This is a genomic window from Bdellovibrio sp. MYbb2 (assembly GCF_056175685.1).
In genome coordinates, this window is the sequence record NZ_JBJKJI010000005.1 from 60,058 (window position 1) to 86,248 (window position 26,191).

The window sequence follows — 26,191 nt, forward strand, 5'->3', positions numbered from 1 at the left end:
CTGATAGTCTTGGCTATGCCAAAGACGATTCAATTTATCAAAAGCGCCGTTCTGGAAAAGGACTTCCCCGTACACAAGAAAGTTGAAGTAGCCATCGCCGGCCGCTCCAATGCCGGAAAGTCGTCTTTTATCAATGCCCTGACCAAAAACAAGATCGCGAAAGTCAGTTCCACGCCGGGTAAAACCCGTTTGTTGAACTTCTTTGAGCTGGATCAGTCCTATGTGATGGTGGATATGCCGGGTTACGGCTTTGCCGCGCGTTCCGGGGATGAAATGCGTGAATGGCACCGCATGATTGAAACTTATCTTATGAACCGTGAACAACTTCGTGGACTGCTTCTGGTGATGGACATCCGTCGCTCGTGGACAGAAGACGAAGAGCTTTTGAAAGAGTTCTCTGAACGTCGTGGCTTCCCCCTGGCGGTGGTGCTGACCAAGGCCGACAAAATGTCGCGCAGTCAGATGCTGCAGGCAGTGGCGAAAGTGAAGAAGGCCTCGGGCCTGAGTGCCGTGTTCGGTGTGTCCTCGCTTAAAAAAGAAGGCCAGGACGCGGTTGAAGACTACATCTATGAAAACTGGGTAAAAGAATGAAAATTGTCGGTGTGATCCCCGCTCGCTTTGGCTCTACACGCTTCCCCGGAAAACCTCTGGTGAACTTGAAAGGCCGCCCCCTGATTCAGTGGACGGTTGAAGGAGCCAGGAAGTCGAAACTTCTGAGCGAGGTGATTGTCGCCACCGACCACGAAGGCATCAAAGCCGCCGCCGAAGCTGTCGGTGTTAAAGTCGTCATGACGGACAGCGATCTTCCCACTGGAAGTGACCGAATCAATGCTGCCATTAAAGATATTGCCTGTGATGTTGTCGTTAACATCCAGGGTGATGAGCCACTGGTGACCGGCGAGCTTATTGATCGTCTGGCGCAGGTGTTTGTCGATGATCCGAAAATGGACATGGCCACGCTGGCTCATCCGATCAGTGCTGAAGAGCTGCAATCCATGAATTCCGTCAAAGTGGTCACAAACTGCCGCGACGAGGCTCTTTATTTCAGCCGTTATCCAATGCCTTATTCTCGTTTGTCGGCCCAAGAGGCCGGCACCATGGATGGCTGCCTGAAACATATTGGCATGTATGCCTATTCCAGAAGTTTTTTAAAGCAGTTCTGCGAAGCTCCTCCGGCTCTCATTGAAAAAGCCGAGAGTCTGGAGCAGCTGCGCGCTCTGTATTTGGGTGCAAAAATCAAAGTAATCAGAGTCAAGGAAGCCAGTGTCGGGGTGGATACTCCCGAAGATCTGGCGCGACTCGAAAAACTCTTAAGCTCACAGGGGATGTAATGGCAAAGAGAAAGACCACGAAGAAAGTGTCGACAGCGAAGTCGACCAAGAAGACGTTGAAGCAAAAGTTTATTTTTGTCACCGGGGGCGTTGTTTCCTCGATTGGCAAAGGACTGACAGCAGCCAGCCTTGGTGCTTTGCTGGAAGGCCGCGGTCACAAAGTGACCATCATGAAATTTGATCCTTATCTGAACGTGGATCCGGGCACGATGTCCCCTTTGCAACACGGTGAAGTTTATGTGACCGAAGACGGCGCAGAAACGGATCTGGATCTGGGCCACTATGAGCGTTTTACATCCGCTTTGATGAACCGTTCGAACTCTGTTTCCACCGGTCAGATCTATGACACGGTTTTGAACCGCGAGCGTCGCGGGGACTATCTGGGGGGAACTGTGCAGGTGATCCCGCACATTACGGAAGAAATCAAAGCCCGTATCTATGAAGCGGCTCAGGGCAGTGAAATCATTCTGGTTGAAATCGGCGGAACGGTCGGGGATATCGAATCCCAGCCGTTCCTGGAAGCCATCCGTCAGATGCGCATCGATGTGGGTCATGAAAACTCTGTTTTGGTGCACGTGACTTATGTGCCGTACATCGCGGCGGCGGGTGAACTGAAATCCAAGCCGACTCAGCACTCGGTGAAAGAGCTGCGTGAAATCGGTTTGCAGCCGGACTTCCTGGTCTGCCGCAGTGAAAAAGTCATCGACGACAACTTAAAGGCTAAAATCGGCCTGTTTTGTTCCGTGAAACCGGAAAATGTTATCGCCGCTCAAGACAGCCGCTTCATTTACGAAGTGCCTTCAGCATTGCACAAAGAAAAACTGGACGAGCTGATCGTGGCACGTCTGGGTCTTTCTGCTGGCAAGTTGAACATGAAAGGCTGGCAGAATCTGGTGAAGATTCTGGGGAACCCAAGTCACACCGTGAAAATCGGTGTGGTCGGCAAGTATGTGGATTTGAAAGAATCCTACAAGTCCCTGCATGAAGCCCTGGTTCACGGTGGGGTTGCCAATAGTGCCCGCGTGGAAATCATTTACGTGGATTCTGAAAAAGTCACCGACAAGACAGTGAATTCGCTGTTGGGTAAAGTGGACGGTATTCTGGTTCCAGGGGGCTTCGGTACTCGTGGGGTGGAAGGTAAAATCACGGCCATCAAGTTTGCCCGTGAAAAGCGTGTTCCATTCTTCGGTATCTGCTTTGGCATGCAGTTGTCGGCGATCGAGTTCGCACGCAACGTGTGCGGTATCAAAGATGCCACCAGCCGTGAATTCCATGCTGAAAACAAACGCACGGGCAATTTCGTGATTGATTCCATGGTTGAACAGCGTGGAGTCATCAACAAGGGCGGCACCATGCGCCTGGGTGGATTCCCGTGCGCGATTGCTTCCGGTACTCGGGCTCATCAGGTGTACAAGGCGTCCTCCATTATGGAACGTCACCGTCACCGTTTTGAGTTCAACAATAAATATAAAGACCTGTTTGAAAAGAACGGGATGAAAGCTTCCGGTATCTGCAAAGAACGTGACCTGGTAGAGATCGTGGAACTTCCTGATCACCCATGGTTTGTCGGCGTGCAGTTCCACCCGGAATTCAAGTCAAAACCCTTGGCTCCGCATCCGCTCTTCGTGCATTTTGTTAAAGCAAGCCTGAAGAAGAAGTAAGAAAGGTTCGTTAGAATATGTCCAAAGTTATTCAACAGGGTCTGAAAGTTCTAGAGGTCGAGGCCCAGGCCATTCTGGCATTGAAAGAGCGCCTTGGCGACTCTTTCGAACAGGTGGTAAAGATGATCACAGCCTGTGACGGTAAAATTGTTCTGACGGGCATGGGTAAATCCGGCCAGATCGCCAGAAAGCTTGCCAGTACTTTTTCTTCCACGGGAACTCCCGCGGTGTTTCTGCATCCGGCGGAAAGTTCGCACGGGGATTTGGGCCTTGTTGAAAACAACGACGTGGTGATTGCGCTGTCTTATGGCGGCGAGTCCCCTGAGTTCGCAGGTATCTTAAGGTTTGTTTCCCGCAAGGGCATTCCTTTGATCGCGATCACCGGCAAGCCAGAGTCCTCTTTGGCCAAAGCTGCTCAGGTCACTTTGAATGTTCATGTTTCTGAAGAAGCTTGTCCCTTGGGTCTTGCACCCACCGCCAGCAGCACCGCGACCCTGGCCATGGGTGACGCTGTCGCGATGGCCGTGATGGCAGAAAAAGGCTTCAGTTCTGAAGATTTTGCTGAATTTCATCCCGGCGGCAGTCTGGGCTATCGCCTGTTGACCCGCGTGCGCGATGTTATGCATGGTGGGGATGCCCTGCCGACGGTGACTTTGGATACGCCGATTCGTCAGGTGTTCTCGATCATGACCCATAAGGATGTTCGTGGCGCTGCCGGTATCGTCGATGAAAAAGGCGATTTGGTCGGGGTGATCACGGATGGTGATATCCGTCGTCGTCTGGAAAAGTCCAATGACCCGTTGACGGGTCTTGCGAAAGATTTGATGACCACCAATCCAAGAACCATTGATGCGAACGAATTGGCTGAAAAAGCCTTATTCGTCATGGAGCAGTTCCAGATTCAGATGGTCTTTGTGCTGGATAAGGAATCCGCAAATCCGCGCAAACCAGTGGGCATCCTGCACATCCAGGATCTATTGCGCGCCAAAGTACGTTAATTTATGAGGCCGCCTTTGTTTGTCACAAAAGGCGGCTTTGATTCCTAATACCTGCAAACAGGCAAAACGCAGGAGTCTGATATGTCTCTAAAGAAATCATTGTTGGTATTTGTAATGGGTGTGTTTGTCATTCTTGCAGGAATGATCAGTCCGGCCAAAGCTGCTGAAACCTTGGAAATCGTACCGAATCAAAAAGTCTGCATGGTGACCAATATGGTTTTCCCGCGTGATCAGATTCCGGTAAAACAGGGCGGCAAAACTTATTATGGCTGCTGTGAAAACTGCAAAAAGACCCTGGCTGAAGATGCCACGGCCCGTGTGGCGATCGACCCGGTATCCGGCAAGTCTGTCGACAAGGCGACGGCGGTGATTGCGGCTCGTGCCGATGGTTCTGTGGTTTATTTCCAGAACAAAAAGAACTTCGAAAAATTCCGCACGCGCAAATAATTTCAGGAGATCCCGTGACCCATTCCTTCACACAAAAAACAGATATCAAGATTATCGGAATTTCAGTTCGCACCAGCAACGGCGCTGAAATGCAAGGAAGTGGTAAGATCGGGTCCCAGTGGCAGAAGTTCTTCAGCGAAGGGGTGATGCAAAAGATCCCGAATCAAATCGCTGATGGACCGATTTATGCAATTTACACCGATTATGAAAGCGATGTGAACGGCGAGTATTCGTTTGTTCTGGGTAAAGAGGTTTCTTCTTTTGATAATCTGCCTGAGGGATTGATTGCGAAAGTATTGCCAGCTTCCAGATATGCTGCTTTCACTTCCCAACAGGGGCAGATGCCCAATGTTGTGATCGAGCTTTGGCAGCACATTTGGGGCTTGAGCCCAGCGGACCTGGGGGCTGAGCGCGCCTACAAGGCAGACTTTGAGATTTACGATCAGCGCAGTGCAGATCCTCAAAACTGCCAGGTCGATGTGTTTTTGTCGGTTCGTTAAATTTTGTCGCTGCGGTCCTGAACTTTGTCGATCAGGCCTTCGATGGCGTCTTCCAGAATATCCAGAACGTGATCAAATCCGTCGACGCCCCCATAGTAAGGGTCTGGTACGCCTTTGACTTTGAATTCCGAACAGTAGTCAGTGACCAATGAAATCTTGTCCAGCAGGGTTTTGTCCGGGCAGCGCTGGCGCAGATTTTCAAGATTGCTGGCATCCATCGCCAGTATCCAGTCGAAGTCATAATAGTCAGACTCGCGAACTGCGCGTGAAATACTTGTCAGATCATATCCGCGGCGCTCGCCGTGCAGAATACTGCGTGGGTCGGCTTTTTCTCCGTCGTGGGCTCCGGAAGTTCCAGCGGAATCAACCACCCATGGCAGGTCTCGTTGTTTGATAAGCTGTGCTGCCACGGCTTCAGCAGTGGGGGAGCGACAGATGTTTCCTAGGCAGACAAAGAGTAATTTTTGGCTTTTCATTTGAATTATTTTAGGGCTATTATTTTGTCTTGTCATTACAAGTGGGGCCGTAGCTCAGCTGGGAGAGCGCAACGCTGGCAGTGTTGAGGTCGTCGGTTCGATCCCGATCGGCTCCACCAATTTCTCTTTATCCTTAAAATGTGTTGTTCAGCAGTCTTTGGCGTGGTTTTTTCCTGCTAAAAGACTTGTCATGATTTTGTTTGGTCTTCTTTAAACTGGATGCTGCGACACAATTACAAGGAGAATATTTTTATGAAGTCATTAGCTATGGCTTTGGTTCTTTTGTTTTCTGGGGCGGCACTGGCGGTGGATACAGAGGCTAGGGAATACACTGCTGCTCGTGAAGCTTATCGGCAGTGGTATCCGGCTGTTTCGATGGAAGGCATCATGAATGGGATGCGGCAGTTAGGGGTGCGTGACAATATTAATATGTTCAGTGCTCAGGCCGACTCCAAATCACTTGGGTTTACGGCGAATCAGGACACTCCCTATGGAGCTGCGGTCTTGGATATTTCCAAAGGGCCCTTTGTTATTGAAATTCCGGCAGGTCCTTTTATGGGGCTGGTAAATACGCATGATCAGTCCTGGGTTGTCGACATGGGGATTCCGGGACCGGATGCCGGAAAGGGAGGAAAATATCTTATCGTGCCTGACGGGTACAAAAGTGAAATCCCACAAGGTTACTATGTCGGTAAGTCGGCAACCAACAAGGTGTTTGTTGTTGCCCGTATTATCCCACAGGGAAATGACTTGAACAAAGCTCAAGTGCTGCTATCGGGGATTAAAATCTATCCTTTGACGGCGGCCAAGAATCAGAAACCTCTGACTATGGTGGATATCTCGGGGCGAAATGGGGATATGACTTCTTTGAAGTGGGAAAGCAATATTCAGTTCTGGGAAAAGCTGGCAAAAATAATCAATGAAGAGCCGGTCAACAGGAAAAAACAGGCGGCTTATGATCAGTTGAAAGCGTTGGGTATTGAAAAAGGCAAAGCCTTTAAGCCTAACGCCAGCCTGAGATCCACATTGGAGCGTGCGGCCCAGGACAGTCAAAAAGAGCTGTTGGCAAATTCCTATGCCACCACTGGCCGACCGGACAAAGTGAAGTGGTCTGATCGTAAATGGGAATGGCTGCTTTTAAACAGCAAGCCCGAGTGGGCGGCAGATCATGACATCGATACAGTGGCCAGGGACCGCTATTTTGCGCAGGCGATTGTGATGTCACCGGCCATGTTGCGACGGGATGCAACCGCGGGGTCCTTGTACTGGGGGGCCTTCAAAGACTCGAATAATAACGCCCTTGATGGTGGAAAATCTTATAAGTTGACAGTGCCGCTGCCGGTGCCCGCCCGTCTGTTCTGGTCAGTGACTTTATATGATTCTGACACCCGCAGTTTGATTAGCAACGGATCCAAGAAATCTTCATTGAGATCATTGGTCGAGCTGGCGGATTTGAAAGGTGCAAAGTCGGTGGATCTTTTCTTTGGTCCTCGGGCCCCGGCGGGGAAAGACGCGCATTGGGTAAAAACCAATCCGGGAAAAACCTGGTTTGCTTACTTCCGTATCTATGGGCCTGAAAAAGCCGCTTTTGATAACACGTGGAAGCCCGGGGATTTTGTGCAGATCCAGTCTGAATCCATGGCATTGAATCAGTAAAAGACCGTTAATTAATGAAAATAAAAAAGGGGTGCCTGCGGTGCCCCTTTTTTATTTTCTGAACTGCTGTCCGTGGCCTTTGCCACTGAAAATGCGATCAGAAGCATCATTGCAATGGAATAGATTAAATTAATTTTCATCTGAGACCTCCGCAGCCCTATTGAGCCACTCCTGCTGACGGGGTTTAATCATCGCGAGGTCCAGAGTGATGAAAAACATGTGCGGTGGTGCTACTTGGTTACAACTTCGGCGCTGCGCACTTGCTGGATGTACGTGATGATTTGCCCTTCAGCAGCAGCGCGAACGTCAGCTTGTTTTTTGGCTTTGGCGATTTGACCGTTCATCAGCACTTTCTGAATCGTATCGTCCACTTCGATGGCGTGACCGGCGTCTTTCAGGATTTTACGTGTATCCAGCACGGCTTTCAGATAGCGGGTCATTTCGTTGACCTCAACGTCGTTGTACTTGCTCAGATCCAAAGTCCACTTCATGCCCAACAGACCCAGCTTCACTTTGTTCTTCAGGCCCTTGTCGATGTTGCTGGCTTTGGCGACCAGCATGGTCAGGATAAAGTTCTGTCGAGCCTGCAGGATCTGAATAAGTTTGCTTTCAAATGCCAGCAGGTCATAAGAAGACGCCTTCAGGTCGTTCAGGGAAATACGACCTGCATCCAGATCGGCTTTTTGTTTCAAAGCACGCTCGATCAAAGACAGCATGGACATGTGTTCGATCCCTTTCGGGTCGACACGGTTTTTTTGTTTGTCGTTCACTTCGTGCATGGTTGTCACCAACGCCAGGAAGTTCATGTCACGGTTGTCGTCAGAGGTTGGAGAAATAAAATCTTCTGTCGGTGCATATTCATGAATTTCACGAATGAATTCACGAGCGGCCGAAGACGCCAGTTCTTCACGGCGGTGATCGTTGTCCAGACCCTGCATGGACCACAGTTGGAACTCATAAGCCCAGAAGTACTTTACACCCAGGCTTAGCTTTTTCGCCATTTCCTTGGATTCATTCAGCTGTTGAAGGAATTCTTTGCGTAAAAGAGCGGCGTTACCCTGCCTTAGGGCATCGTAAAGCTCGGCGGTTTTGTTATCCAAAGATTCTGATTTTTTATCCAGCTCGCCGGTTTTTTCTTCCATGCGCTTGGTGGTTTCGTTCATTTCCACCGTGGACTTGTGCATATCATCCAGATTTTTTTTCATTTCGCAGGCAGAAGTCAGGCTGCCAATACAGGCAAGCATCAGCAGGGTTTTCAAATGTGAATCGCGAAGCATAGTTCCTCCAGAACGGTCAGTATTCGGAGGGGAAGAGCATAAAGGATGCCATCAAAACTAGAGCTTGGAATCTAATACCGAGATTTATACGGCTTTGTCTTGAAAGCCTGTAATGCAAGAACTGTCCTACTTTTTGACAGCAGGGCAGTTCTTACAAAACGAGTTAGCGGGAAATGTAGTACACACCGTCTTCCGGTGCCGGGCAGGCTTGTTTGTACAGACGGCTGTGGGAAGGAACCATATAGATGCGGCTCCATTTATAGCCGTCAGCAGATATTACTGTCGCCGGGCGAGGGTCCAAGTACACGATGTCACCCTGGGCGACTTGCCCGCAGACGGTCGCGCTGGTGGATGGTTTCGCTCGGACGTTGCGTTTATCCACCATCTTAAACTGACCGTAGCGGTTGTCGATATCCGTCGGAAGGGAATTCACCCAAGCGGCAATGATCTTGTTCACTCGCTCACCTTCAGCGGTGCCAAAGATCTGTTCTTTGTCGGCCGGAGGCATCGGCGTGTAGCCTTCCACCCGGGCGACACTGCCATACAGTTTGCTGCGCTCAAGGTTCCCCGGAAGGATCCATTCGTTTTTCACCAGGAAATCCAGATTGCTGAAACGGTCTTTGCCAAAATCCTGTGCCTGCATATTGCCATGACAGCCCAGACAGTGCTTTTGAATCAGCTCGGTTTGAACCTTGCGATAGCCTTCTTCCAGCCCAGGGCTTTCTTTGACTGCCGATCTCCAGGCCAGAAGCTGCACTTGCGGATCGTTGGCGGCAGCGGCGTTCTTGTCACAAGGCTCCTGGTGATTGGCGCCAGCAGATCTTGCCAGTCGCACGATGCTGCGGGTTTCACGGTCCTCGACAATCCACAGGGATCCATCGGAAGCTTCGGTGAAGGCCACCGGAGCCCCCTTAGGGCGAATGCCTTGGACAGCGTCCCACTTGGAAATGATTTCGGTGTAGGATCCATGACGGGCCATTCCGCCATGCGGAGTAAAGGCCTTGCGCGTGCTGCACGCACCTTTTTGATTGAATCCGAAAGTAGAGCCGGATTCTTTCGCCAGGGGCAGACCATTGCTGTCCACGTTGTAGGCGACCAGACGATGTCCAGTGGGTTGATAGCCGTGCCACGTAACCAACAACTTGTCGCCGAAAAGATCACCGAACATTTCACCCTTATAGTATGCCATGTGCAATGGGGCCACGTGAGGTGGCATCAGCAACCACGGAGCCTGATAATCACCGATACCGGAAGGATTGGCTTGGGCACAGTCCACGGGTTTTTTAAACTGTTTGTGCAAAGGAAGGTTTTTATTTTCCGGGAACAGCCATTCCGGCGAAGTTGCGTGGAAGTTGTAGCAATAGGGCCAGCCATAGTGGCGACCGACACCGTTATCCAGGTCCACGACGTTGATTTCTTCGTAAGGTTCTTCCAGTTCGGCAAAGTCGCGGCTGTTTTCACCCTGAATCAGGTAACCTTTGTCCGAAATTGCCATGGCCATCGAGTTGCGCAAACCCAGTGCGGTGATTTCATAGTTTTTGACTCCACCCGCGGGAAGGTTCTTCAGAAGCTGGGCTGGGATGCGATAGATGGCACCGTTGCCTTGAGCTTGGTCTTCCGGGCAGGATTTGTAGGCACCGGTTCCCTGAACCACGCAGTGGTCGCTGGGTGATCCGGAGTTGATGTAAAGGTCCCCGTTGCGTGGATCAAACACGAACTGCGAAAGCGGGTGCATGTAGCCCTCTTTGCGCGCCAGATTTCCGACGACCATCGTCCAATCCGTGACCTGATTGTTTTTCAAATGAAATTTCGAAATGCGCGTGCGTTCACCGATATAGTAAAAACCATCCGGTCCCAGTGCCAGTCCATGCGGGGTTTCCAAATTCAATTTCAAAGTTTTGATTTCATAGGGCGCCGAGCCCGAACGTGTCAGCAGGAACAGACGGCCGTTTTGAGGACTCCATCCGCCCATGTCGACCACCAAAAAATCCTGGGTGCCGGTAATCTGCAAGATGGTGCGGGGTTTGATAAAGCTTTTGTCGTTGCTGCGATCCACGGCGCGATCCCGTGGCATCACCATACCCAGGCAAGTGCCGGGCATTGTTTCCACTTGCAGGCGCGGAAAGCCGTCGCAGGAGGTGTCTAGCGGGTCGTAAAGATAGCCGCTTTTATCCAGCACCATGCGCGCCGCCGCTGTTTTGCGGTCGGCAGTTTTTTGCAAAGACGTACACTGAACCAAGGAAAAAGCCAGAACCAGCCAGAATAAAACGCGCATGATATCCCCATGAAGAAGTCCTTATTCAATTATGGGGGCTTTTAAGCCCTTATCAAATGCAAATTTTCCATATTCATTCCTTTGTTGGGGTTGGTTTTCCCGATATGCCGGGGTCCGGTGTCATCATAATAGGGAGGCCTCATGGATGGAGCCAAACTTCTTGTCAGTCTTGTTACCTTGTTGATTGTGAACCCGACCCTGGCCAGCACGGATCGCATGGAATGGGGCACGGGCAGTTCCAGTTTTAAAATGCCCAAGGTGAAGGACCGGGAAAAACTCAGTTTGCTGCTGCCATCTTTCGTGGTTCACGGAATCAAGCCTACGATGACAGCGTCCGTGGAAATGCCCCGTAAACTGGACGGCAATGGCGCCGCAGTGATCACGCCGGGGGTTGGGTTGGAATATCAAACAGCCAGCGGGGTCACCTTTCTGGCGGCTATGGTGAAGGACTGTTATGACAACCTGGCCGGAACTTTTCAGATCGGGCGCAATTATGAGCTCAGCGACAGGGTCAGTGCAGGGTGGTCCATGGGAGTTTACGCTCGACAGACACCGATGGCCTGTGAAGAAACGACCTTCGGTCCCTATTCCTACCGGGAGTGCTATGAACTGGACAGCTACAAATGGAAATTCATGGGCAGTGTGAACGGGCATTCGGTGGATGTGATCCCGATGCCGTTTGCCCACCTGACTGCGGCTTTGTATAAAAGCCGCGATATGCAGGTGGACTTGAAAATCATGAGCAATGTATTTTTGAACGAAGTGGGGATTGGCATCCCCTTCTAAGGGCTACTTCTTGGAAAGGGTCACAACCGGGGCGTTGGCTTCTGTCAGGTAAGAGTTTTGATCAAACGGCAGCGCCAGAATTTCAGTGTATTGAATTTCTTTCGGGCCGGAACGTTTGTTGATCAGCTGACTGATTTTATTTTTGATCATTTGTGTGGCCACACCACGGTCAGAACTGCTCTGATCCATATCTGTGTGCAAAAGAATCGCAAAATAGAATTCCCCCTCTTTGGTGGAAATAGAACCTGCCAATGTCTTGGCTTTGTTCACAGTTCCGGTCTTGGCGATCATGGCTCCTGCGGCGTTGCCCCCGAAATTATCCACGGTAGAGTCATTGTCTTTGTTAGCTACGGAAAGCACGTCGCTTAACTTGTAGCCCTTGGCTTCCAGGGATTTGTTCAGCGTGTACAGTGTTTTGATCATGGTTTCGCAAGTGGCTTCATTATAGATCGGCTTGGCGGTGGTGCCTTCGTTGTTGCCGGATCCGTTATGGAAGACGATCTGGTTCTGATCCGCTTTCAATGTCGCCGCGGCAAACGTGTTGAACGCGGCCGTGCCACCCAGATTCCAGTACAGATTGTCAGCGATATAGTTGTTGGACTGGTTATTCATGCGCTTCAGGATCGTGCGTAATGGAGCCGATTGCAGAACCACGCTGCCCGTGTATTTGTCTTTTTTGTAGCTGACCTTAGGCAGGAAGGAAATATTGCGCACTTCCAGTGCTGGCTTTTCCAGCATAAAGACTTTGGCTTTGGTGGCTTTTTCACGCAGCTTGCTGTACATCGAACGGTTGATAGCGGTGGAAAAAGATTCTTTCAGATTCTTGATCACGGCTTCGGCCTGCTGTTCAATGGTTTCATAACGTGGAGTCACGCCGCCAATACGGGGGGACTCTTCCGCCAGCCAATCCAGCAGGAAGTTTTCGTCAAAGGTCAGGTTTTCAATCTTCGTGACCTTCATGCGGTTCAATTCAGAAATCAGGAAATAACTTAAGTTACGACCGAAGATAGGATCACGGCTGCCTTCAACATGCAGATCCATGGAGCCGTTGGCTGTCGGGGTCAGGTGCAAAACTGTTTTATGGCGATAGTCGACACCCAGTTTTTCAATCGCCCACAAAGTCGTGATCACCTTGGAAATTGAGGCCAACGGAAACTTCTTTTGCATGTCTCCTTCGCCTTCCACCTTGCCAGCGGCGGCGGCGGCTTTCATATGGCATACGGAATTGACATAAACCTTGGCAGAGGCCGAAGAGGCCATCAAAACAGGTGCAGCCAGGGCTGCCAGGATACCAAGTTTAAATGTTGAAGCCATACGTCCTCCTTTGCCGCGTTTTCGGCGACCGACTGGCAGAGTTCATGTTTCATGCCGGGGTCAATTTCAATGAGTCAGATCCGAGGGGCAGTTATAGGGCCTTTTACGTCTAAAGTGACGGAAATTGGCAGTCAATTTGTCAATTGCCATAGCCGGAGATTGCGGCCCGGAAAGGGCAATTAAGTCTTCGTCATTCTGTTTTATTTTGGTTGTGATCAAGGGGCAAAGACTGACAATGATCGTCTCTTTAGACGCTTCCGGGGGAAGAGTATGTTGGATTTTTCTGTTCTTAACTCATCATTTGCCAATCCGACGTGGATTTCAATCATCTATGCCTTTTTGCTCAGTTTCATTCTGGGGACGGCCTTGGCTGTGGCCTATGTGAAGACCTTTCGGGGACTGTCTTATTCGTTGAATTTCCTGCACGGCCTGGTTCTTTTGCCGATCGTTATTGCAATTGCGATGCAGGCCATTGGGGATAACGTTGCTCGCGGGATCGGAATGATCGGGGCCTTGTCCTTGCTCCGATTCCGCACGAACGTCAAAGACCCCCGCGATATGTTCTTTATTTTTGCTTCCTTGGCTGTGGGTCTGGCTTCCGGGGTTCATGCCTATGGCATCGCCATTTTGGGAACGTTCTGTTTTATTCTGGCGCTGACTGTGCTGCAAAAATCCCCCTTCGCTGCGGGTCCGCAGTTCGATGGTCTGTTGCGTTTGAATTTGTCTCGGTCAGGGCAGGATCAGCGCGAAGTCGAAGGCGTGCTGGAAAAATCCTGCCGTCACTTTGCATTGGCCACGATCCGGGAAATGGGGCAGGGCGAGCGTCTGGATTATTCTTATCAGGTGCGTTTAAAGCCCCGTCAGACTTCCGCAGAGCTTGTTGAAGAGCTGGGGCGTATTTCTTCCGTGCGCGGCCTGAACTTTATGAATCAAGAATCCGTGATCGAGGTGTAAGGTGAAACTAGCTGACGTCGTCGGGACCGAGAACCGTTTTCTATTGGGCTGCTGGAGTGCGGCCGTGGTTCTGGTATTGATGTTGGGACTGGTGCTGGGGTCTGATCCTGTCAGCATTCTGGGCGTTGCTGAATCACGTGAATTTCAGGTTAACTTCGACAGCCCCGTAGAAATCAAACACATCTATGTGCTTCCCAGTCAGATTGTGCGTAAAGGGGATCTGCTGGCGGAATTGGGCCAGTCCGAGTGGGAATCCCAGTTGCGTGTTTTGAAAAGCCGCTATGATAAACTGAATGCCGAAATGCACCTGCGCCAGCAACTGGCCGGAGTCGTCAAAGATCTGGGACATTTGGCTCCGCAGGCGGATCCTTTGCTGGTCGAATTGGAAGACGCCCGCCGGGAAATGGCTTTGATCGAAGGCCGCATGAAGAATCTTTTTGTTTTTGCCGAAGTTGACGGCGCCGTGGGCGCGGTGAATTTCAAAAATGGAGAAAAGGCGCCGGCCTTTGCCCCCCTGATCACGCTGGTCCCCCTGAATCCCACTTACGTAAATGGCTATATCAATGAAAACCTTTCATCTACGTTGTCCGTGGGGCAGGTGGTGGAAGTCAGTTCTGCCGGAGGCAAAGTCGTGCGGGGCTCGGTGGTCAGCATCGGTTCGCGCATCGTGCAGATTCCGGAGCGTCTGTTAAGGATTCAAACCCTGCCCGCTTGGGGACGTGAAGCCGTGATCAAGATTCCTCGTGCGAATGAATTCCTGCTGGGGGAAAAAGTTTTTGTTCAGAAAAAATGGAGTTTGTCTCTGCTAAGCCTGGCCAATGCCGACGAAGCAACCCAAGCCCAGGAAGCTCAGCAACAGGATCCACGCGACATGGATATTCCTTTGAATATTGTAGAGACCTTCAAGCCGGAGATGTCGGGTGTGGTCTTTGTGCCCGAGCTGAAACAGTTTGTTCTGGTTTCTGATGATTATCCTGAAGACCGCCCGGTGCTGTTCCTGATGAATGAGCAGGGGCAGATTCAACCCCATCAGATCCAGCTTTCCGGATTGCCAGTGATGGCGGACATTGAGTCAATGTCGGTACAGGGCGAGCACTTGTATTTGCTCAGTTCCATGTCGGCGACCAAAAAAGGAAAGCTGAAGGAAGAACGACAGATCTTCGCACAGATCAAGCGCAATGGCCTGCGCTACAGCGTGGAACATCATGTGGATTTGCGTAAACCCCTGTTGCTGGCCCTGAAAGAATCGCAAGATCCGGTGTTGAAGTCCATCTATGAAGCTGATTTGAAACTGACCAAAGAGGGCTTTGAGGTCGAAGGCCACGCCATTGAAAACAAAGATTTGTACCTGTCACTGAAAGGCCCCGTGCTTCATCGCAACGAGGGATTGATTCTTAAGGTGTCGGACTTTGCTTCGGTCTTTGACGGTGTTTTAAAACCAGCCCAAGTGACCCTGGCGGCGCGATTTGAGATGAAACTGCCTCATCAGGATGTTGAATTGGTGCTGACAGATCTGATCAAGCAGGGCGATGCCTTCTATCTGGCATCATCCTGTCGCGGGGCTTCGTGCAGTGCCATCTGGAAGATGACGGCAGGTCAGAATGCACCCGAGCTGTTGCATGAATTCCGCATGCGTCATCTGGAGGGCTTGGCACTTCACCCGGACATGCATCAGATGTTTGCCGTCTTTGATAGCAAAAGCTCCAGTCAGTATGCCGTCGTCAGTCTTGTCGCCGATAAAAGGACCCCGTGATGCTTTTGTCTTGGATCCTTTTGGGGGGACTTTCTTCTTTTGCGGTGACGCCCGAGCAGGTATTAAAAACAGCCTGGTCCGACACGGCCTACACTTCGCAGGAAGAAATGCGCCCGACCGATTCCCGCAATCCCTTGCGCAATGTCGAGGGTTTTGTCAGTGCTGAAAAAGAAGATGACAAAAATGAATACGAAGTCGGGCTGAAGTTTCAGTTCCGCTCGTGGCCGGAGTGGAAGCTGGGACCCAATTCAGAACCGCGCAAGAAAGTTTTGAAAGAGGCTTCTTTGGCGTGGGCTCTTCATGAACGCTATTTGAATTTAATCTCGTATGAAATCAGTCAGCAGAAAATGGCGGTGTTGAACAGTTCCATGAAATTGTCCGAGGGTTATTTAAAGGCGCAAAGTCTTTCCTTGCGGGCGGGGCGCACGTCGACTAAGTCCTTCCTGGGGGCGCAAGGGGACATTTATAAGCTGAAACGCCTGGAAAGTGTGATTGCGCAGGAAAACAAACTGGCGGTCAAGAAACTAAAATCCTGGGTTCCGCAATGGGGGGAAAGCCCGCTGGAAGGCTTTGATCTGATCAGTGTGCAAGAGGTGCTTGATTCATTGGGCAGCCAGCCTGCACCGGAAGCTTCTTTGACGGCGCGAATATCAGAGACTGAGTTTAAAGACATTTCCCGGGAACTGGAAATTCTGCGCGGACGTGAAGATCAGTGGGTCAAGGGACTGGATGTTTCCCAAACTCGCAAAGAAGATGAAGTCGGTTACAAGGTCGAACTGACTTTGCAGCTTCCGCATCTTGGGTCGGATGATCTGTCCCGGCAAAAACAGAATGAATTGATTCTAAAAAAAGCCCTGAAACAAAAGGAAGCCGAAGACAGCAAAGACCGCCTGCTAAGTTTGAAGAATCAAATTCAGAGCCTGGCGGGGCTTTATAAGATGACCAGTCAGGGCCTGAAAGAAAGTCAGAAAGTGAAAGCTCAAGACACTTTGTCAGTACTTGAGGGCCGCCTGTTGCAGGAACAGACCGAGTTGGATTTGCTCAGCCAGCAGCAGGAGATTCTGACTTTATTTGTCGAGTACCTGCTGGAAAGTGAAAGGTTGGCTGCCGAGCCCGCCAAAAACCATCTTAGTAAAACCCAGAAGGTGGTGGCGCTGTGAGTGGACCGGTATCTCCGCTGGCGCTGGAGCGGTATGAATTGAAGTATCTGATCCCGGCAAGTCTGGTAGAACCCATTTCGCGCTTTGTGGAAACCTATTGCGAAATGGATTACTATTCCACTGTTTCGCCGGACAAGCACTACACCATCAACAGTCTTTATCTGGATACGCCCAGTTTATACCTGCTGCGGTTTAAAGAATCTGCCAACGCCTTTAACTTTAATATGCGCATTCGGTCCTATGGTGATAACCCCAAGCCACCTTATTTCTTTGAGATTAAATACAAGCTGCGGGAATTTGTGCGCAAGAAGCGCGCGCTGGTCCATGACGAAAACTGGGTGGATATTCTGGATTGGGGAGTCATCCCGGATCATATTCAAGGAAGTTCCCACGGAAATCTGGAAGAGTTTATCCGGATGAAGATGACCTATAACGTGGGGCCGGTGATTTTGACTCAGTACCGCCGCAAGGCTTATCTGTCGGTTGTGGACGACTATGCTCGCGTCACCTTTGACCGGGACCTGCGCTTTCAGGAAATGAACGAATGGCGCGTGCGACCGGACAGTAATTTATTAAGCCACTATGATCATCCGGACTCTTTTGAAGAACCAGGGTGCAATGTCATTCTGGAATTGAAGTGCGAAAAGAAGATCCCTTATTGGATGGTGGACCTGATCCGGCGTTTTGAACTGGAAAGCGGCTCGTTCTCGAAATTCGGAAATTCCATGACAACCTTGTTGGGAGTGCCCGAGGTTTTAGCCCCGGGCCCTTTGTATCTTTAATTGCTGCAAGGGGTGAGCGGGGGACGCGCCCCCGGCAGATAATTTTCCAGATCCAAGTCAAACTTCAGCTGACCTGTGCGACAGGTGCCGGTCAGGATTTCTTTGGCCTTGCTGGCATTGTCCTGTAAAGACCGATAGTCCTTGTCGGTAAAGAGCAGTTCTGTTTTGAAGTAGTCCTTGGTGGCAGGGGCTGCCAGTGACTTTTCAAAAGCCATAAAGTAACGATAGGTCAGATAGCTCATATGACGGACTTTTTCCAGGACGCTGTAAGCTCGCATCATATTGTCTTTGATGACGCCACAGTCGTTGTCCTTCAGGATCATTTCTTTTAAGACCACGGCCGTCCGTCCGGCCATTTGGCGTTTTTCTTCGGCCGGTATCACGATCTTTCCATCCACAAGTTCGGCGTTGGATTTAGAGCGCTCAATGCGATTGGTGGAAGGATTGATCGAATACCAATAGAACTTATAGTGAATGTTTCCGATGCGGTCCTGCTGGTTCATCAAGGTGTCGATCAGAACCATATCGGCGACGTCTTTCATTTGAATCACATCCTGGGCCACGCGGGTGAATTCCCCAGAGCCCACCAGTTGGGCGACCGTTTTGGTGCTGGCGACCTTTAAGAAGGGCTTTTGTTTCAGGAAGCGCTGATAGCGGCTGTTGTATGTGCCTCGTCCACTGACGTCATTATAGACATTTTCATTCTTTACATTGTCAGAAAGTCCGCCGTAAAGCTGCGTGAAGGTGGTGTCCACCAGTTGGGGAAAGGCACGGGGATTTAGATGCATTTCCCCCAGTTTTCGCCAAGCCTGGGCAATAGTATCTGTCGAGTCACGCAGGGCGTGCACCGCCTTGTTGGTCAGCTGGCTGTGAACTTTCAAATCCATGGTGCGGATCACTGATACAGGAACCCGGCCGACCCCGCCCAGAATGCGCGACATATGATAGTAGGCCAGAATCGATGGCGTATAAGAACAGGTGATGGTCTGTTTGAATTTCGCCTCGGTTTTAACGGACATTTTTTTTAGGTTGCAGTCTGAAGCATCAATGGCCTCTTTGCTGTAACTGGCATTCGGAGCCAGCAGCAAGACGCCAGGATTGGTGGAGTTGTATTTCGGGCAGATGCCGACGGTGCGATAGAAGTCATAACCGCACAGCGTGCTTTCTTTACTGGTGTCATCGCTGCGATAGGCAGCGCCGGGCCACTTTTTTGGAACGACACAAAGTTCGCGCACACCATAGGGGGAAAAGTATTCGGTTCGCGTTTCGCCTTTAAGATTTCCAAGGTTGATGGCAACCGCATTGGAAAGGGGAATGATGACAGATAAAACAGCCGAAGTGCAGATTGCGACGAGCTTCATCACACTACCTCATTTGGGTGAGAACTTAGGTCCTTCTTTGTTTATATCGAGGAAAGGAAATTTTAAATACTTACAAGTTCAGAAGACCAATGTCGGTTTTGTGGGCTCGCATTCACATTTTATTGGTCCAGCAAACTTGTGTTCACAGACAGAAGTATTTGAAGATGACGTTTATGAAATACATAACTCTGTCAAAATCCATTTTATTCTGTTTTCTGACTGCAAATGTGATTGGTTGTGCAAAGGGCAGTGTGACTGAGGCTTTGTCCACCGGGAATTCCACAAGCGCCGTGGAAACTGTGCCAGAAGTCACAGATCCTTCTGTTTTTCGACTGGATCAGGAAGTAAAAAAATATAAAGCACGCTACGAACTTGAGTCAGCCTCTGACAAATCGACTGATAATAAAGGGCTTGGTGACACGAATCTGTGGGGCACGCGAAACTTTCGCGTGGTATTGCACGGAGTTTTATATCGCGGCGGAGCGAACAATAAATACTTCGATCCACCTCGGTCCAACACCAATCCGCTGCCCACCACGGGTCTGAACAACCTGTGCAAAGAGGACTTTTCGGCGGCGGTGTATTTGTATTCAGAAAATTTCGCAACGGCACCTAAAAGCGTGAAGTGCCAGAATACGTCCCATCAGGATCAGACGCTGGCATATAAGCAGTATGCCGCCGCTGGTGAAAATGAAAAGATTCTTGCGATGGTCTATGACCGGATCAAAGGAAAATCAAACGGGCCTATCTATGCCCATTGCTGGAATGGCTGGCATTCTTCGGGGTTGATCTCAGGAATGGTGCTGAAGCAGTTCTGTGGCTGGTCCAATGAAAAAGTGGATGCCTATTGGATGCAAAACACCGATGGCAACAATCAAGGATTTGAAACGATAAGAAAAAGACTTCGAGACTTCAAGCCCCTCGTCAAGTTTTCAATCACCGCAGAGGAAAGAAGCCTGATATGTCCTGAGACGTATTAAGGTGTTTCATGGAACCGCAGGACCTTCCCAAGGAACGTCCTGGTTCTTTCGCTTTCGGCGCGGTTGAAGATCTTCTCCGGCGGCCCTTGCTCGACAACCTGGCCTTCATCCATAAATAGGATGCGATCACTGACTTGTCGTGCAAAACCCATCTCGTGGGTCACAATCACCATGGTCTTTCCACTGTGAGCCAGGGATTTGATGACATCCAAAACTTCTCCGACCATTTCCGGATCCAGAGCCGATGTCGGCTCATCAAACAACATCACTTGCGGTTCCATAGCCAGCGCCCGGGCAATGGCGACACGCTGTTGCTGTCCGCCGGAAAGTTCGTGTGGGTAGCTGTCGGCCTTTTCAGCCAGGCCCACACGGGCCAGCAGTTCACGCGCCTTGGTTTCGGCAGCATCCTTTGAAAGATGTTTAACCTTCATGGGTGCCAGCATAATATTCTGCAAAGCCGTTTTGTGCGGGAACAGATTGAAGCGCTGAAACACCATGCCCACATGAGCACGCAGTTTGTTAAGATCCGTCTGGGGGTTGGTGACTTCAAAGCCGTCGACCCTGATGGTGCCGGCTTGGGCGATTTCAAGGGCATTGATGCATCTTAAAAAGGTGCTCTTGCCAGATCCAGAAGGGCCGATTACACACACCACTTCGTTGTCCTTGATTTCGCAGGACACGTTTTTCAGAACCTGGCGGCTGCCAAAGAATTTGTCCAATGCTTGAATCTGAATCATGTGGATTGGTACCTTTTTTCAAGACGGTGAACCACAAAGGACATGCCCAGGGTGATGATCAGATAGATCACGGAAATAAATAAATACGGTTCCCAATAGCGGGCATAGGCGCCAGCAGCGGTGCGGGCGGCGTAAGCCAGTTCTGCCAAGCCGATGGCTGACACCAAAGAAGAATCTTTCAGCAGGGTGATGGCTTCATTGCCCAGCGGAGGCAGCATACGACGAAACGCCTGCGGGATGATGACGGATTTCATGGTGTGGAAATAACCAAGTCCCAAAGACCTCGCCGCTTCAAACTGACCTCGGTCGATGGATTGAATCCCGGCGCGGAAGATTTCCGCGATATAAGCAGCAGAATTCAGGCTGAGCGCCAGGGCGCCGGAAATAAGCGCGCCGTATTCCCGTTTCAGGTAAAGGGCCATGTCACCCGAGATCAGCAGACCGTCCTCCGGATGAATCAACAACGGCACCAGTGCAAAATGAATCAAAAGGATTTGCACAAACAAGGGGGTCCCGCGGAAGAAGCCGATATAGATTTGCGAAGGCAGGCGGACGAACAGTTGAACCGGCCAACGCCACGGGCCTCGTTCTATACGGGCGATTTTTCCCAGTCCCAAAAACAGGCCCAGGACAGTGCCAAAGAAGATTCCAATCAGGGTCAGTTGCAGGGTGGTGACAAGCCCCTGCATAAAAAGGGGCCAGTATTCGATGATGATGTCAGTGCGAAACCACGAAAACATCAGTTCTTCTTTTCTCCGAAGTATTTTTTGAAGATGCCGTCATAGGTGCCGTCGGTTTTGATGGCTGCCAGTCCGTCGTTGATCTTCTTCAGCAGGTCTGTGTTGCCCTTTTTAACCGCGATACCGTACTGCTCTTTCGAGAAGCTGGTGTCGGACAGGACTTTGAAGTCTTTCGGGTTGTTGGCAAAGAAATTGTTGATAACACCATTGTCGGCGACCACGGCATCGACACCGCCATTGATCAGCTCTTGCAATGCCAATGGTGTGCCTTCAAAACGTTTGATGTTCGGGCTGGCTCGGCCCAGCAGGCGGGTGACGACTTCATCACCAGTGGTTCCGATCTGAACTCCGACCTTTAGCTTTTTCAGGTCATCGAATTTCGTGACTTTAGAGTTGTTCGGAACCGCGATTAACTGAACGGCATCAAAATAGGGATCGGAAAAGTCCATGGTTTTTCTGCGTTCGTCATTGATAGTGATGGCGGAAATCAGAATGTCACGGTCGCCGGATTCAAGCTGGCTGAACAACCCTTCCCACGGAGTGTTTACGATATCCAGAGTCAGGCTTTGTTTGGCAGCGATGGCCTGGATGATTTCGATGTCGAAGCCGCTGATGCTTTTGTCGGCGTTTTCGATTTCAAATGGGGCGTAGGCTGCATCCGTTCCAACAGTGAGTTCTTTTTTTGCGGATGTTTTTGCCACAGTATCGGCGGTCCCGGGCTCTTTTTTGGTGCAACCCAAAGTGATTAGCAGAAGGCAACTGGTGATAAGAAGCGAAAGTCGTTTCATTAAAATCCCCCGAATGTGTCTACTGGACCCGTCCACTTGACCACCGCTTCTGTTTTGAGTCAAATGTCATTTCGGGAGTAATTCATGAAATCCGTTCTGGTCAAGGTTGTCGGCTCGATTCTGCGCAGCCTGTTCATTTCCATCGTGATGTTTGTCATTGTTTTTTCTGTGATCACGCGTGAATTCCCGCCCAACTTCGGAAAGCTTCAGGGAAGCTGGCAGAATCTGCAGCAGATGGCGCAGCTCAGTCGACAGATTCATGATCAGAACAAAGTTTTGAAATCGCAGCAGGCTCAAGATGGCTTTGTCGAAGATGCCGATCTTGAAAAACTGCAGGAGCTGAACTTGAAGCGCGCCGAACTGGGGGCCGGTCTTTTAAATGGCGAAGCAATCGGTGTTTCGGCCTCTGCGGACACCGAGGCGCTTAAAGTCCGGGTCCAGGAACTTGAAAAGCAACTATTCCGTTTGCAACAAAGAGTGAACGATCTCGAGTCAGCCCGACCTTAGTCGGTATATCCACACAACCCTAAGTCCTGTATCAGAGTGGGGCACTTGCTCCATTGTCTTTTATTTTTCACAATGATTCAGTGGCATTAGAAATATCAAAACTTAAAAATATCAAGATGTTGGTTCTCGACGTTGATGGCGTATTAACTGACACACGCGTGTGGTTTGATGGCACCGAATGGCGACGCTTTTATTCCATCCGGGATGGCGTTGGTATCAAACGTCTTATGGAATCCGGTTATAAAATAGCAGTGATTACAGGCAGTAAGGCAGAGGACATTCGCGCGCGCGTGAAGGCTCTTGGTATTCAGTATTTCTATGAGGGTGCTCTCGACAAAGAGCCCTCTTTCTTGCAGCTGCAGCAGGAATCCGGCCTGAAGCCTGAAGAGATGGCTTATGTCGGTGATGACATTTTTGATATTCCCATGATCGAGGCGGTGGCATTTGGAGCAACAGTTCCAGAGGCTGTCGAGGAAGTTATGGAAGTGGCTGATTATGTGACCCGCAGACCTGGTGGTTTGGGGGCTGTTCGTGAAGTTTGTGATTACATCTATAAATACGGTGCATTTTCATCGGGTAGGTAAGACATGCTAAAAAATGGTTTCAAGGCCGCTCTCATCATAGTTCTTGCGCTGATGCTGCATAAGGCGGCTTTTGCGGAAGTGGTGAATCTTCCGACAGAGGAACTGGCTCAGGAATCCGTGCTTCCTGTTTTCGATAAACCCGTCAGCGTAAAAAACCGCAACGTGGTGACTGCCGGTCGTTTTGAAGTCGATGGTTTCTATGGCTACGCGATGACAGAACCTATCGCCAACGTTTCCAAGCTGGGCCTGGGTATCTATTATAACACCAGCGAAGCTCACGCCTGGGGTCTTTTGATTGCCAAGAACTTTGCGGGTCTTTCCAGCTACGCTGACCAGCTGGATCAGCAGTTCAGTCTGGATTTCAGCCGTGCCCCGTCGCCAGAGATGACGATCATGGGTGATTACAATCTGAAAGCCTTCTACGGAAAAATGAGTCTGACCAAATCCCTGGTGTTCAACACGCTTCTTTACGGATCCGCTTCTGTGGGTGCGGTGAAGTATGTGCACAAGACTTACCCGGCGGTGGCTGTGGGTATCGGTCAGAAATTCTATTTCACCAAACAATGGGCATTGCGCTTTGACCTGCGTCTTTATGCCAACCAGGCTCCGATCCCGTTCCTGAACGGCGCGCTGAAGCCCAGCGATCCAAAGCCTGACTACAGTGATTTCCAAGAGCGTCTAACCTACACTACAAACCTGGATGTGGGTTTGTCGTATCTGTTCTAAGAGGAGCTGACAGATGTTAAGCAGAAAACTCACTTCTCTGGTAATTGTTTTCCTGGCGCTGACGGCGCCGGGCCTGGGTTATGCCCAGTCTGAAGGTGACGAACTGGATGTGATCGAACTGGAGCTTGAAAAAGAAGCTCCAAGACAGCAGCCGTCTATTTCTGATTCCACGCCGTCCTATCAGGAGACTGCTCCGAAGGACAACACCCTGACGGACTTCTCGGGACTGGGCACATTGGCTCCTTTCCAGGAAATTTCCATCATTCAAAAACGCTTCCTGCCAAAAACCGGCCGCTTCCAGTTGTTCGGTGGTTTGACGACAGTGACGAATGATCCGTTCTTCCTGACATTCGGTGGGGTGGCGAAAGCCAGCTACTTTATGTCTGAAAGCTGGGGGCTTGAGCTGAATTATTTCGGTCTGACCACCTCCAGTCGCCAGGCAACGGATGAACTGAAGGAAATTCAGGGTGTCAGCACCGAGAACCTGGTTTATCCAAAATCCTTTATCGGTGTGGATCTGATGTACATCCCGGTTTACGGTAAAATGACCTGGTTCAATGAAACGATCGTTCCATTTGACCTGTATCTGTCTGCTGGTTACGGCAACACCGAAACCCAGTCCGGTGAAAGCGCAGGAACTGTGCACTTGGCAGCAGGGCAGATCTTCGCCCTGAGCAAAGCCTATGCGGTTCGCTGGGATTTCAGCTGGAACTTCTTCAATGCCAAAGGCATCGACGGCTCGACAAATTCTTTCAACAACCTCTTCCTTACCGTGGGTATGAGTTGGTTCTTCCCGGAGGCTAGTTACCGATGAAGAAATTATTACTTCTCCTGATTGCCGCAAGTATTGTTGTGCCTGTTACGGGCGATGCCCAGCAGCGCAAAACTCTGAAAAAACAACCGACAACCCGTCGTGCGGCTCCGGCCGTGTCGGGGAACACGCGTGAAGCGACCCTCAGAAACCAACTCAGCAACGCCCTTCGTATGGCCCAAAGCGGGCAGTATGAATCTGCGGCAAATGCGCTGTTCTCTTTGAGTCGTCGGTCCGAACTGGCTGCTGAACGTCCGCAGATCAAATACATCCTGGGTACGATGCTGGTGGAGCTGAAGCTTTATCAGACCGCCGTATTCCAGTTCGTGGATGTGATCCGTATGAAGCATCCGAAATATTCCAAAATGGCCATCGAAAAGCTGTCAGTGGTGGCGGATTCTTTGGGTGACGACACGATTTTGAACTATGCGATTTCCCGTGTGGACCTGAATGACTTCCCGGCGAAACTCCGTGACATGATCAACTTCCGGTTGGGTGAAATCCGCTTGCGCAACCGCGAATTTGCCAAAGCCGCGGACCTGTTCAGCCGTGTGTCTCCAACCAGCAGCTATTATTTCCAGGCTTTGTATGCCAAGGGTCTGGCAGAGCTTGAAGCCAACCAGCCGTCCTTGGCTGTGGGCACCTTCAACAAAATGCTCGATGCCCGCCGTCGTGCTCCGGTGACGGACACGAACAAAGTGGCCGCTCAAATGGGTCTTGCCCGTGCACTTTATCAAAAGCAGGATTGGGATGCTTCCGTGGAAGCTTATTCCCAGGTTCCCCGCGATACTTTGATGTGGCATGACGCGGTCTTTGAGCAGAGCTGGGCGATGCTGCGTGCGGCGCGCTTCCGTTCTTCCTTGAGTAACTTCCAAACTCTCCACTCGGCATATTACGAAGACTTCTATATGCCGGAGAGCTTGCTTTTGCGCTCGATCGTCTACCTGTACATCTGTAAATACGACGAGATGGAAAAGGTCCTAAGCCTGTTTGAAAAAACCTATGGCCCGGTCCGCTCCAAAATCGGCGACTTCCTGAAGTCCTCCAACGAAGCCGGAACCTTCTATGCAGAGGTTGAAAAAGCCCACCTGATGAAAACCACGGACAAGTCGGCGAACCTGCGCTTGCCATACATCGTTCTAAGAAACGTGCTGGATCAGGGGGATGTGAAGCGTTCCATGCATTATCTGGAAAAGCTGAACCAGGAAAAAGCGCGTGTGGAATCCAACTCCGCGTTCCGTGCTTCTCCGCTGGGTCAGTATTCCCTGAAGATCCTTGCAAACCGCAGTAAAAACACGAAATTCGCCATCGGCGACATGGTCAAGGCGCACTTGCTGAACATGCGCGTGGAACTGCGTGACCTTTACGAACAGGCCGGATTCATCCGTTACGAGATGATCACGGGCCGCAAGGAAAGCATCAAAAAGAAAATCGCCGGCAAAGACATCAGCGGTGACCAGATCGATGAAAACGTGAACCGCAAGTTCTACATCGAAAACGGTTACGAGTACTATCCATTCCAGGGTGAGTACTGGCTGGATGAAGTTGGAAACTACCACTACCTTGGAAAGCAGAGCTGCGAGTAAA

General features: G+C 50.5%; 26 protein-coding genes and 1 tRNA gene. 19 read left to right on the top strand and 8 right to left on the bottom strand.

Annotated features, from left to right (window positions below):
• Positions 1 to 15: 15 nt before the first annotated feature.
• The 6 genes from yihA (at position 16) to AC04MQ_RS18070 (ending at position 4,937) form a co-directional block, all read left to right on the top strand.
• Positions 16 to 591: a ribosome biogenesis GTP-binding protein YihA/YsxC gene (yihA, locus tag AC04MQ_RS18045; RefSeq protein ID WP_015089947.1), complete on the top strand. Its 576-nt coding sequence runs from the start codon at positions 16 to 18 to the stop codon at positions 589 to 591.
• Complete coding sequence (kdsB, locus tag AC04MQ_RS18050) at positions 588 to 1,331, top strand: 3-deoxy-manno-octulosonate cytidylyltransferase (protein WP_475392757.1); 744 nt, start codon at positions 588 to 590, stop codon at positions 1,329 to 1,331. The genes yihA and kdsB overlap by 4 nt, the downstream gene beginning before the upstream one ends.
• On the top strand, positions 1,331 to 2,992 hold the full coding sequence (locus AC04MQ_RS18055) for a CTP synthase (protein WP_015089949.1): 1,662 nt from the start codon (positions 1,331 to 1,333) through the stop codon (positions 2,990 to 2,992). Before kdsB ends, AC04MQ_RS18055 begins: the two co-directional genes overlap by 1 nt.
• A 17-nt stretch (positions 2,993 to 3,009) precedes the next feature.
• Positions 3,010 to 3,990, top strand: a complete 981-nt coding sequence (locus tag AC04MQ_RS18060) for a KpsF/GutQ family sugar-phosphate isomerase (protein WP_015089950.1) — start codon at positions 3,010 to 3,012, stop codon at positions 3,988 to 3,990.
• 81 nt (positions 3,991 to 4,071) lie between these two features.
• On the top strand, positions 4,072 to 4,437 hold the full coding sequence (locus AC04MQ_RS18065) for a TRASH domain-containing protein (RefSeq protein WP_051026262.1): 366 nt from the start codon (positions 4,072 to 4,074) through the stop codon (positions 4,435 to 4,437).
• 14 nt (positions 4,438 to 4,451) lie between these two features.
• Positions 4,452 to 4,937 carry a GyrI-like domain-containing protein gene (locus AC04MQ_RS18070; RefSeq protein WP_015089952.1) on the top strand — a complete coding sequence of 162 codons (486 nt, stop codon included), beginning with the start codon at positions 4,452 to 4,454 and terminating at the stop codon, positions 4,935 to 4,937.
• Here AC04MQ_RS18070 and AC04MQ_RS18075 read toward each other — a convergent pair.
• On the bottom strand, positions 4,934 to 5,413 hold the full coding sequence (locus AC04MQ_RS18075) for a low molecular weight protein-tyrosine-phosphatase (RefSeq protein WP_015089953.1): 480 nt from the start codon (positions 5,411 to 5,413) through the stop codon (positions 4,934 to 4,936). The two genes, AC04MQ_RS18070 and AC04MQ_RS18075, sit on opposite strands and share 4 nt — an antisense overlap.
• Positions 5,414 to 5,456: 43 nt before the next feature.
• On the opposite strand from AC04MQ_RS18075, the gene AC04MQ_RS18080 reads away from it, so the two are divergent.
• A tRNA-Ala gene (locus AC04MQ_RS18080) sits at positions 5,457 to 5,532 on the top strand.
• Positions 5,533 to 5,665: 133 nt separating this feature from the next.
• Complete coding sequence (locus AC04MQ_RS18085) at positions 5,666 to 7,069, top strand: DUF1254 domain-containing protein (protein WP_475392758.1); 1,404 nt, start codon at positions 5,666 to 5,668, stop codon at positions 7,067 to 7,069.
• 230 nt (positions 7,070 to 7,299) lie between these two features.
• Here the strand turns inward: AC04MQ_RS18085 and AC04MQ_RS18090 are convergent, their stop codons facing one another.
• Together AC04MQ_RS18090 and AC04MQ_RS18095 are read right to left on the bottom strand one after the other, a co-directional pair.
• Positions 7,300 to 8,346: a hypothetical protein gene (locus AC04MQ_RS18090; protein ID WP_015089956.1), complete on the bottom strand. Its 1,047-nt coding sequence runs from the start codon at positions 8,344 to 8,346 to the stop codon at positions 7,300 to 7,302.
• A gap of 163 nt (positions 8,347 to 8,509) precedes the next feature.
• Positions 8,510 to 10,621 (bottom strand): PQQ-dependent sugar dehydrogenase, encoded by a 2,112-nt coding sequence (locus tag AC04MQ_RS18095; RefSeq protein WP_015089957.1) that lies wholly within the window; start codon positions 10,619 to 10,621, stop codon positions 8,510 to 8,512.
• A gap of 141 nt (positions 10,622 to 10,762) precedes the next feature.
• Between AC04MQ_RS18095 and AC04MQ_RS18100 the strand changes: the two genes are divergently transcribed.
• Positions 10,763 to 11,407: a hypothetical protein gene (locus AC04MQ_RS18100; RefSeq protein ID WP_015089958.1), complete on the top strand. Its 645-nt coding sequence runs from the start codon at positions 10,763 to 10,765 to the stop codon at positions 11,405 to 11,407.
• Positions 11,408 to 11,410: 3 nt separating this feature from the next.
• Here AC04MQ_RS18100 and AC04MQ_RS18105 read toward each other — a convergent pair whose 3' ends face one another.
• Positions 11,411 to 12,721: a D-alanyl-D-alanine carboxypeptidase gene (locus AC04MQ_RS18105; RefSeq protein WP_015089959.1), complete on the bottom strand. Its 1,311-nt coding sequence runs from the start codon at positions 12,719 to 12,721 to the stop codon at positions 11,411 to 11,413.
• A 270-nt stretch (positions 12,722 to 12,991) separates the two neighbouring features.
• Here AC04MQ_RS18105 and AC04MQ_RS18110 point away from each other — a divergent pair, with 270 nt between their 5' ends.
• From AC04MQ_RS18110 to AC04MQ_RS18125, 4 genes are read left to right on the top strand one after another with little or no spacing between them, the layout of a single operon-like run.
• On the top strand, positions 12,992 to 13,675 hold the full coding sequence (locus AC04MQ_RS18110) for a DUF4956 domain-containing protein (protein WP_015089960.1): 684 nt from the start codon (positions 12,992 to 12,994) through the stop codon (positions 13,673 to 13,675).
• Position 13,676: 1 nt separating this feature from the next.
• The gene (locus AC04MQ_RS18115) at positions 13,677 to 15,428 is read left to right on the top strand and encodes a DUF3616 domain-containing protein (protein ID WP_148278696.1); all 1,752 of its coding nucleotides are present in this window, start codon (positions 13,677 to 13,679) and stop codon (positions 15,426 to 15,428) included.
• Positions 15,428 to 16,588 (top strand): hypothetical protein, encoded by a 1,161-nt coding sequence (locus AC04MQ_RS18120; RefSeq protein ID WP_015089962.1) that lies wholly within the window; start codon positions 15,428 to 15,430, stop codon positions 16,586 to 16,588. The genes AC04MQ_RS18115 and AC04MQ_RS18120 overlap by 1 nt, the downstream gene beginning before the upstream one ends.
• The gene (locus AC04MQ_RS18125) at positions 16,585 to 17,370 is read left to right on the top strand and encodes a polyphosphate polymerase domain-containing protein (RefSeq protein ID WP_015089963.1); all 786 of its coding nucleotides are present in this window, start codon (positions 16,585 to 16,587) and stop codon (positions 17,368 to 17,370) included. The genes AC04MQ_RS18120 and AC04MQ_RS18125 overlap by 4 nt, the downstream gene beginning before the upstream one ends.
• Here the strand turns inward: AC04MQ_RS18125 and AC04MQ_RS18130 are convergent.
• Positions 17,367 to 18,731 (bottom strand): hypothetical protein, encoded by a 1,365-nt coding sequence (locus AC04MQ_RS18130; RefSeq protein ID WP_475392779.1) that lies wholly within the window; start codon positions 18,729 to 18,731, stop codon positions 17,367 to 17,369. The genes AC04MQ_RS18125 and AC04MQ_RS18130 overlap by 4 nt on opposite strands.
• Positions 18,732 to 18,904: 173 nt before the next feature.
• On the opposite strand from AC04MQ_RS18130, the gene AC04MQ_RS18135 reads away from it, so the two are divergent.
• Entirely contained in the window at positions 18,905 to 19,711 is an 807-nt protein-coding gene (locus AC04MQ_RS18135; protein ID WP_015089965.1) for a hypothetical protein, read from the top strand.
• Here AC04MQ_RS18135 and AC04MQ_RS18140 read toward each other — a convergent pair.
• The 3 genes from AC04MQ_RS18140 to AC04MQ_RS18150 are packed head-to-tail and all read right to left on the bottom strand — an operon-like array spanning position 19,708 to position 21,976.
• A complete protein-coding gene (locus AC04MQ_RS18140) occupies positions 19,708 to 20,448 on the bottom strand; it encodes an amino acid ABC transporter ATP-binding protein (RefSeq protein ID WP_475392759.1) in 741 nt (246 codons plus the stop codon). The genes AC04MQ_RS18135 and AC04MQ_RS18140 overlap by 4 nt on opposite strands.
• Positions 20,445 to 21,188: an amino acid ABC transporter permease gene (locus tag AC04MQ_RS18145; RefSeq protein ID WP_475392760.1), complete on the bottom strand. Its 744-nt coding sequence runs from the start codon at positions 21,186 to 21,188 to the stop codon at positions 20,445 to 20,447. The genes AC04MQ_RS18140 and AC04MQ_RS18145 overlap by 4 nt, the downstream gene beginning before the upstream one ends.
• Positions 21,188 to 21,976, bottom strand: coding sequence for a basic amino acid ABC transporter substrate-binding protein (locus tag AC04MQ_RS18150; RefSeq protein ID WP_475392761.1), 789 nt, complete (start codon positions 21,974 to 21,976; stop codon positions 21,188 to 21,190). Before AC04MQ_RS18150 ends, AC04MQ_RS18145 begins: the two co-directional genes overlap by 1 nt.
• Before the next feature lie 84 nt (positions 21,977 to 22,060).
• Between AC04MQ_RS18150 and AC04MQ_RS18155 the strand changes: the two genes are divergently transcribed.
• From AC04MQ_RS18155 to AC04MQ_RS18175, 5 genes are all read left to right on the top strand, one after another.
• Positions 22,061 to 22,483 (top strand): hypothetical protein, encoded by a 423-nt coding sequence (locus AC04MQ_RS18155; protein WP_015089969.1) that lies wholly within the window; start codon positions 22,061 to 22,063, stop codon positions 22,481 to 22,483.
• 116 nt (positions 22,484 to 22,599) lie between these two features.
• Positions 22,600 to 23,067, top strand: coding sequence for a KdsC family phosphatase (locus AC04MQ_RS18160; RefSeq protein ID WP_235046254.1), 468 nt, complete (start codon positions 22,600 to 22,602; stop codon positions 23,065 to 23,067).
• A gap of 3 nt (positions 23,068 to 23,070) precedes the next feature.
• Complete coding sequence (locus tag AC04MQ_RS18165; RefSeq protein WP_015089971.1) at positions 23,071 to 23,793, top strand: outer membrane beta-barrel domain-containing protein; 723 nt, start codon at positions 23,071 to 23,073, stop codon at positions 23,791 to 23,793.
• A gap of 13 nt (positions 23,794 to 23,806) precedes the next feature.
• The gene (locus AC04MQ_RS18170) at positions 23,807 to 24,607 is read left to right on the top strand and encodes an outer membrane beta-barrel domain-containing protein (protein ID WP_475392762.1); all 801 of its coding nucleotides are present in this window, start codon (positions 23,807 to 23,809) and stop codon (positions 24,605 to 24,607) included.
• Positions 24,604 to 26,190: a tetratricopeptide repeat protein gene (locus AC04MQ_RS18175; RefSeq protein WP_475392763.1), complete on the top strand. Its 1,587-nt coding sequence runs from the start codon at positions 24,604 to 24,606 to the stop codon at positions 26,188 to 26,190. Before AC04MQ_RS18170 ends, AC04MQ_RS18175 begins: the two co-directional genes overlap by 4 nt.
• Position 26,191 lies beyond the last annotated feature (1 nt).

What these genes read in the sequence shown, in the direction of transcription:
- yihA (WP_015089947.1), top strand. Translation starts at nt 16, where the DNA reads ATGCCAAAGACGATTCAATTTATCAAAAGCGCCGTTCTGGAAAAGGAC.
- kdsB (WP_475392757.1), top strand. Translation starts at nt 588, where the DNA reads ATGAAAATTGTCGGTGTGATCCCCGCTCGCTTTGGCTCTACACGCTTC.
- AC04MQ_RS18055 (WP_015089949.1), top strand. Translation starts at nt 1,331, where the DNA reads ATGGCAAAGAGAAAGACCACGAAGAAAGTGTCGACAGCGAAGTCGACC.
- AC04MQ_RS18060 (WP_015089950.1), top strand. Translation starts at nt 3,010, where the DNA reads ATGTCCAAAGTTATTCAACAGGGTCTGAAAGTTCTAGAGGTCGAGGCC.
- AC04MQ_RS18065 (WP_051026262.1), top strand. Translation starts at nt 4,072, where the DNA reads ATGTCTCTAAAGAAATCATTGTTGGTATTTGTAATGGGTGTGTTTGTC.
- AC04MQ_RS18075 (WP_015089953.1), bottom strand. Translation starts at nt 5,413, where the DNA reads ATGAAAAGCCAAAAATTACTCTTTGTCTGCCTAGGAAACATCTGTCGC.
- AC04MQ_RS18085 (WP_475392758.1), top strand. Translation starts at nt 5,666, where the DNA reads ATGAAGTCATTAGCTATGGCTTTGGTTCTTTTGTTTTCTGGGGCGGCA.
- AC04MQ_RS18090 (WP_015089956.1), bottom strand. Translation starts at nt 8,346, where the DNA reads ATGCTTCGCGATTCACATTTGAAAACCCTGCTGATGCTTGCCTGTATT.
- AC04MQ_RS18095 (WP_015089957.1), bottom strand. Translation starts at nt 10,621, where the DNA reads ATGCGCGTTTTATTCTGGCTGGTTCTGGCTTTTTCCTTGGTTCAGTGT.
- AC04MQ_RS18100 (WP_015089958.1), top strand. Translation starts at nt 10,763, where the DNA reads ATGGATGGAGCCAAACTTCTTGTCAGTCTTGTTACCTTGTTGATTGTG.
- AC04MQ_RS18105 (WP_015089959.1), bottom strand. Translation starts at nt 12,721, where the DNA reads ATGGCTTCAACATTTAAACTTGGTATCCTGGCAGCCCTGGCTGCACCT.
- AC04MQ_RS18110 (WP_015089960.1), top strand. Translation starts at nt 12,992, where the DNA reads ATGTTGGATTTTTCTGTTCTTAACTCATCATTTGCCAATCCGACGTGG.
- AC04MQ_RS18120 (WP_015089962.1), top strand. Translation starts at nt 15,428, where the DNA reads ATGCTTTTGTCTTGGATCCTTTTGGGGGGACTTTCTTCTTTTGCGGTG.
- AC04MQ_RS18130 (WP_475392779.1), bottom strand. Translation starts at nt 18,731, where the DNA reads ATGAAGCTCGTCGCAATCTGCACTTCGGCTGTTTTATCTGTCATCATT.
- AC04MQ_RS18135 (WP_015089965.1), top strand. Translation starts at nt 18,905, where the DNA reads ATGAAATACATAACTCTGTCAAAATCCATTTTATTCTGTTTTCTGACT.
- AC04MQ_RS18140 (WP_475392759.1), bottom strand. Translation starts at nt 20,448, where the DNA reads ATGATTCAGATTCAAGCATTGGACAAATTCTTTGGCAGCCGCCAGGTT.
- AC04MQ_RS18145 (WP_475392760.1), bottom strand. Translation starts at nt 21,188, where the DNA reads ATGTTTTCGTGGTTTCGCACTGACATCATCATCGAATACTGGCCCCTT.
- AC04MQ_RS18150 (WP_475392761.1), bottom strand. Translation starts at nt 21,976, where the DNA reads ATGAAACGACTTTCGCTTCTTATCACCAGTTGCCTTCTGCTAATCACT.
- AC04MQ_RS18155 (WP_015089969.1), top strand. Translation starts at nt 22,061, where the DNA reads ATGAAATCCGTTCTGGTCAAGGTTGTCGGCTCGATTCTGCGCAGCCTG.
- AC04MQ_RS18160 (WP_235046254.1), top strand. Translation starts at nt 22,600, where the DNA reads ATGTTGGTTCTCGACGTTGATGGCGTATTAACTGACACACGCGTGTGG.
- AC04MQ_RS18165 (WP_015089971.1), top strand. Translation starts at nt 23,071, where the DNA reads ATGCTAAAAAATGGTTTCAAGGCCGCTCTCATCATAGTTCTTGCGCTG.
- AC04MQ_RS18170 (WP_475392762.1), top strand. Translation starts at nt 23,807, where the DNA reads ATGTTAAGCAGAAAACTCACTTCTCTGGTAATTGTTTTCCTGGCGCTG.
- AC04MQ_RS18175 (WP_475392763.1), top strand. Translation starts at nt 24,604, where the DNA reads ATGAAGAAATTATTACTTCTCCTGATTGCCGCAAGTATTGTTGTGCCT.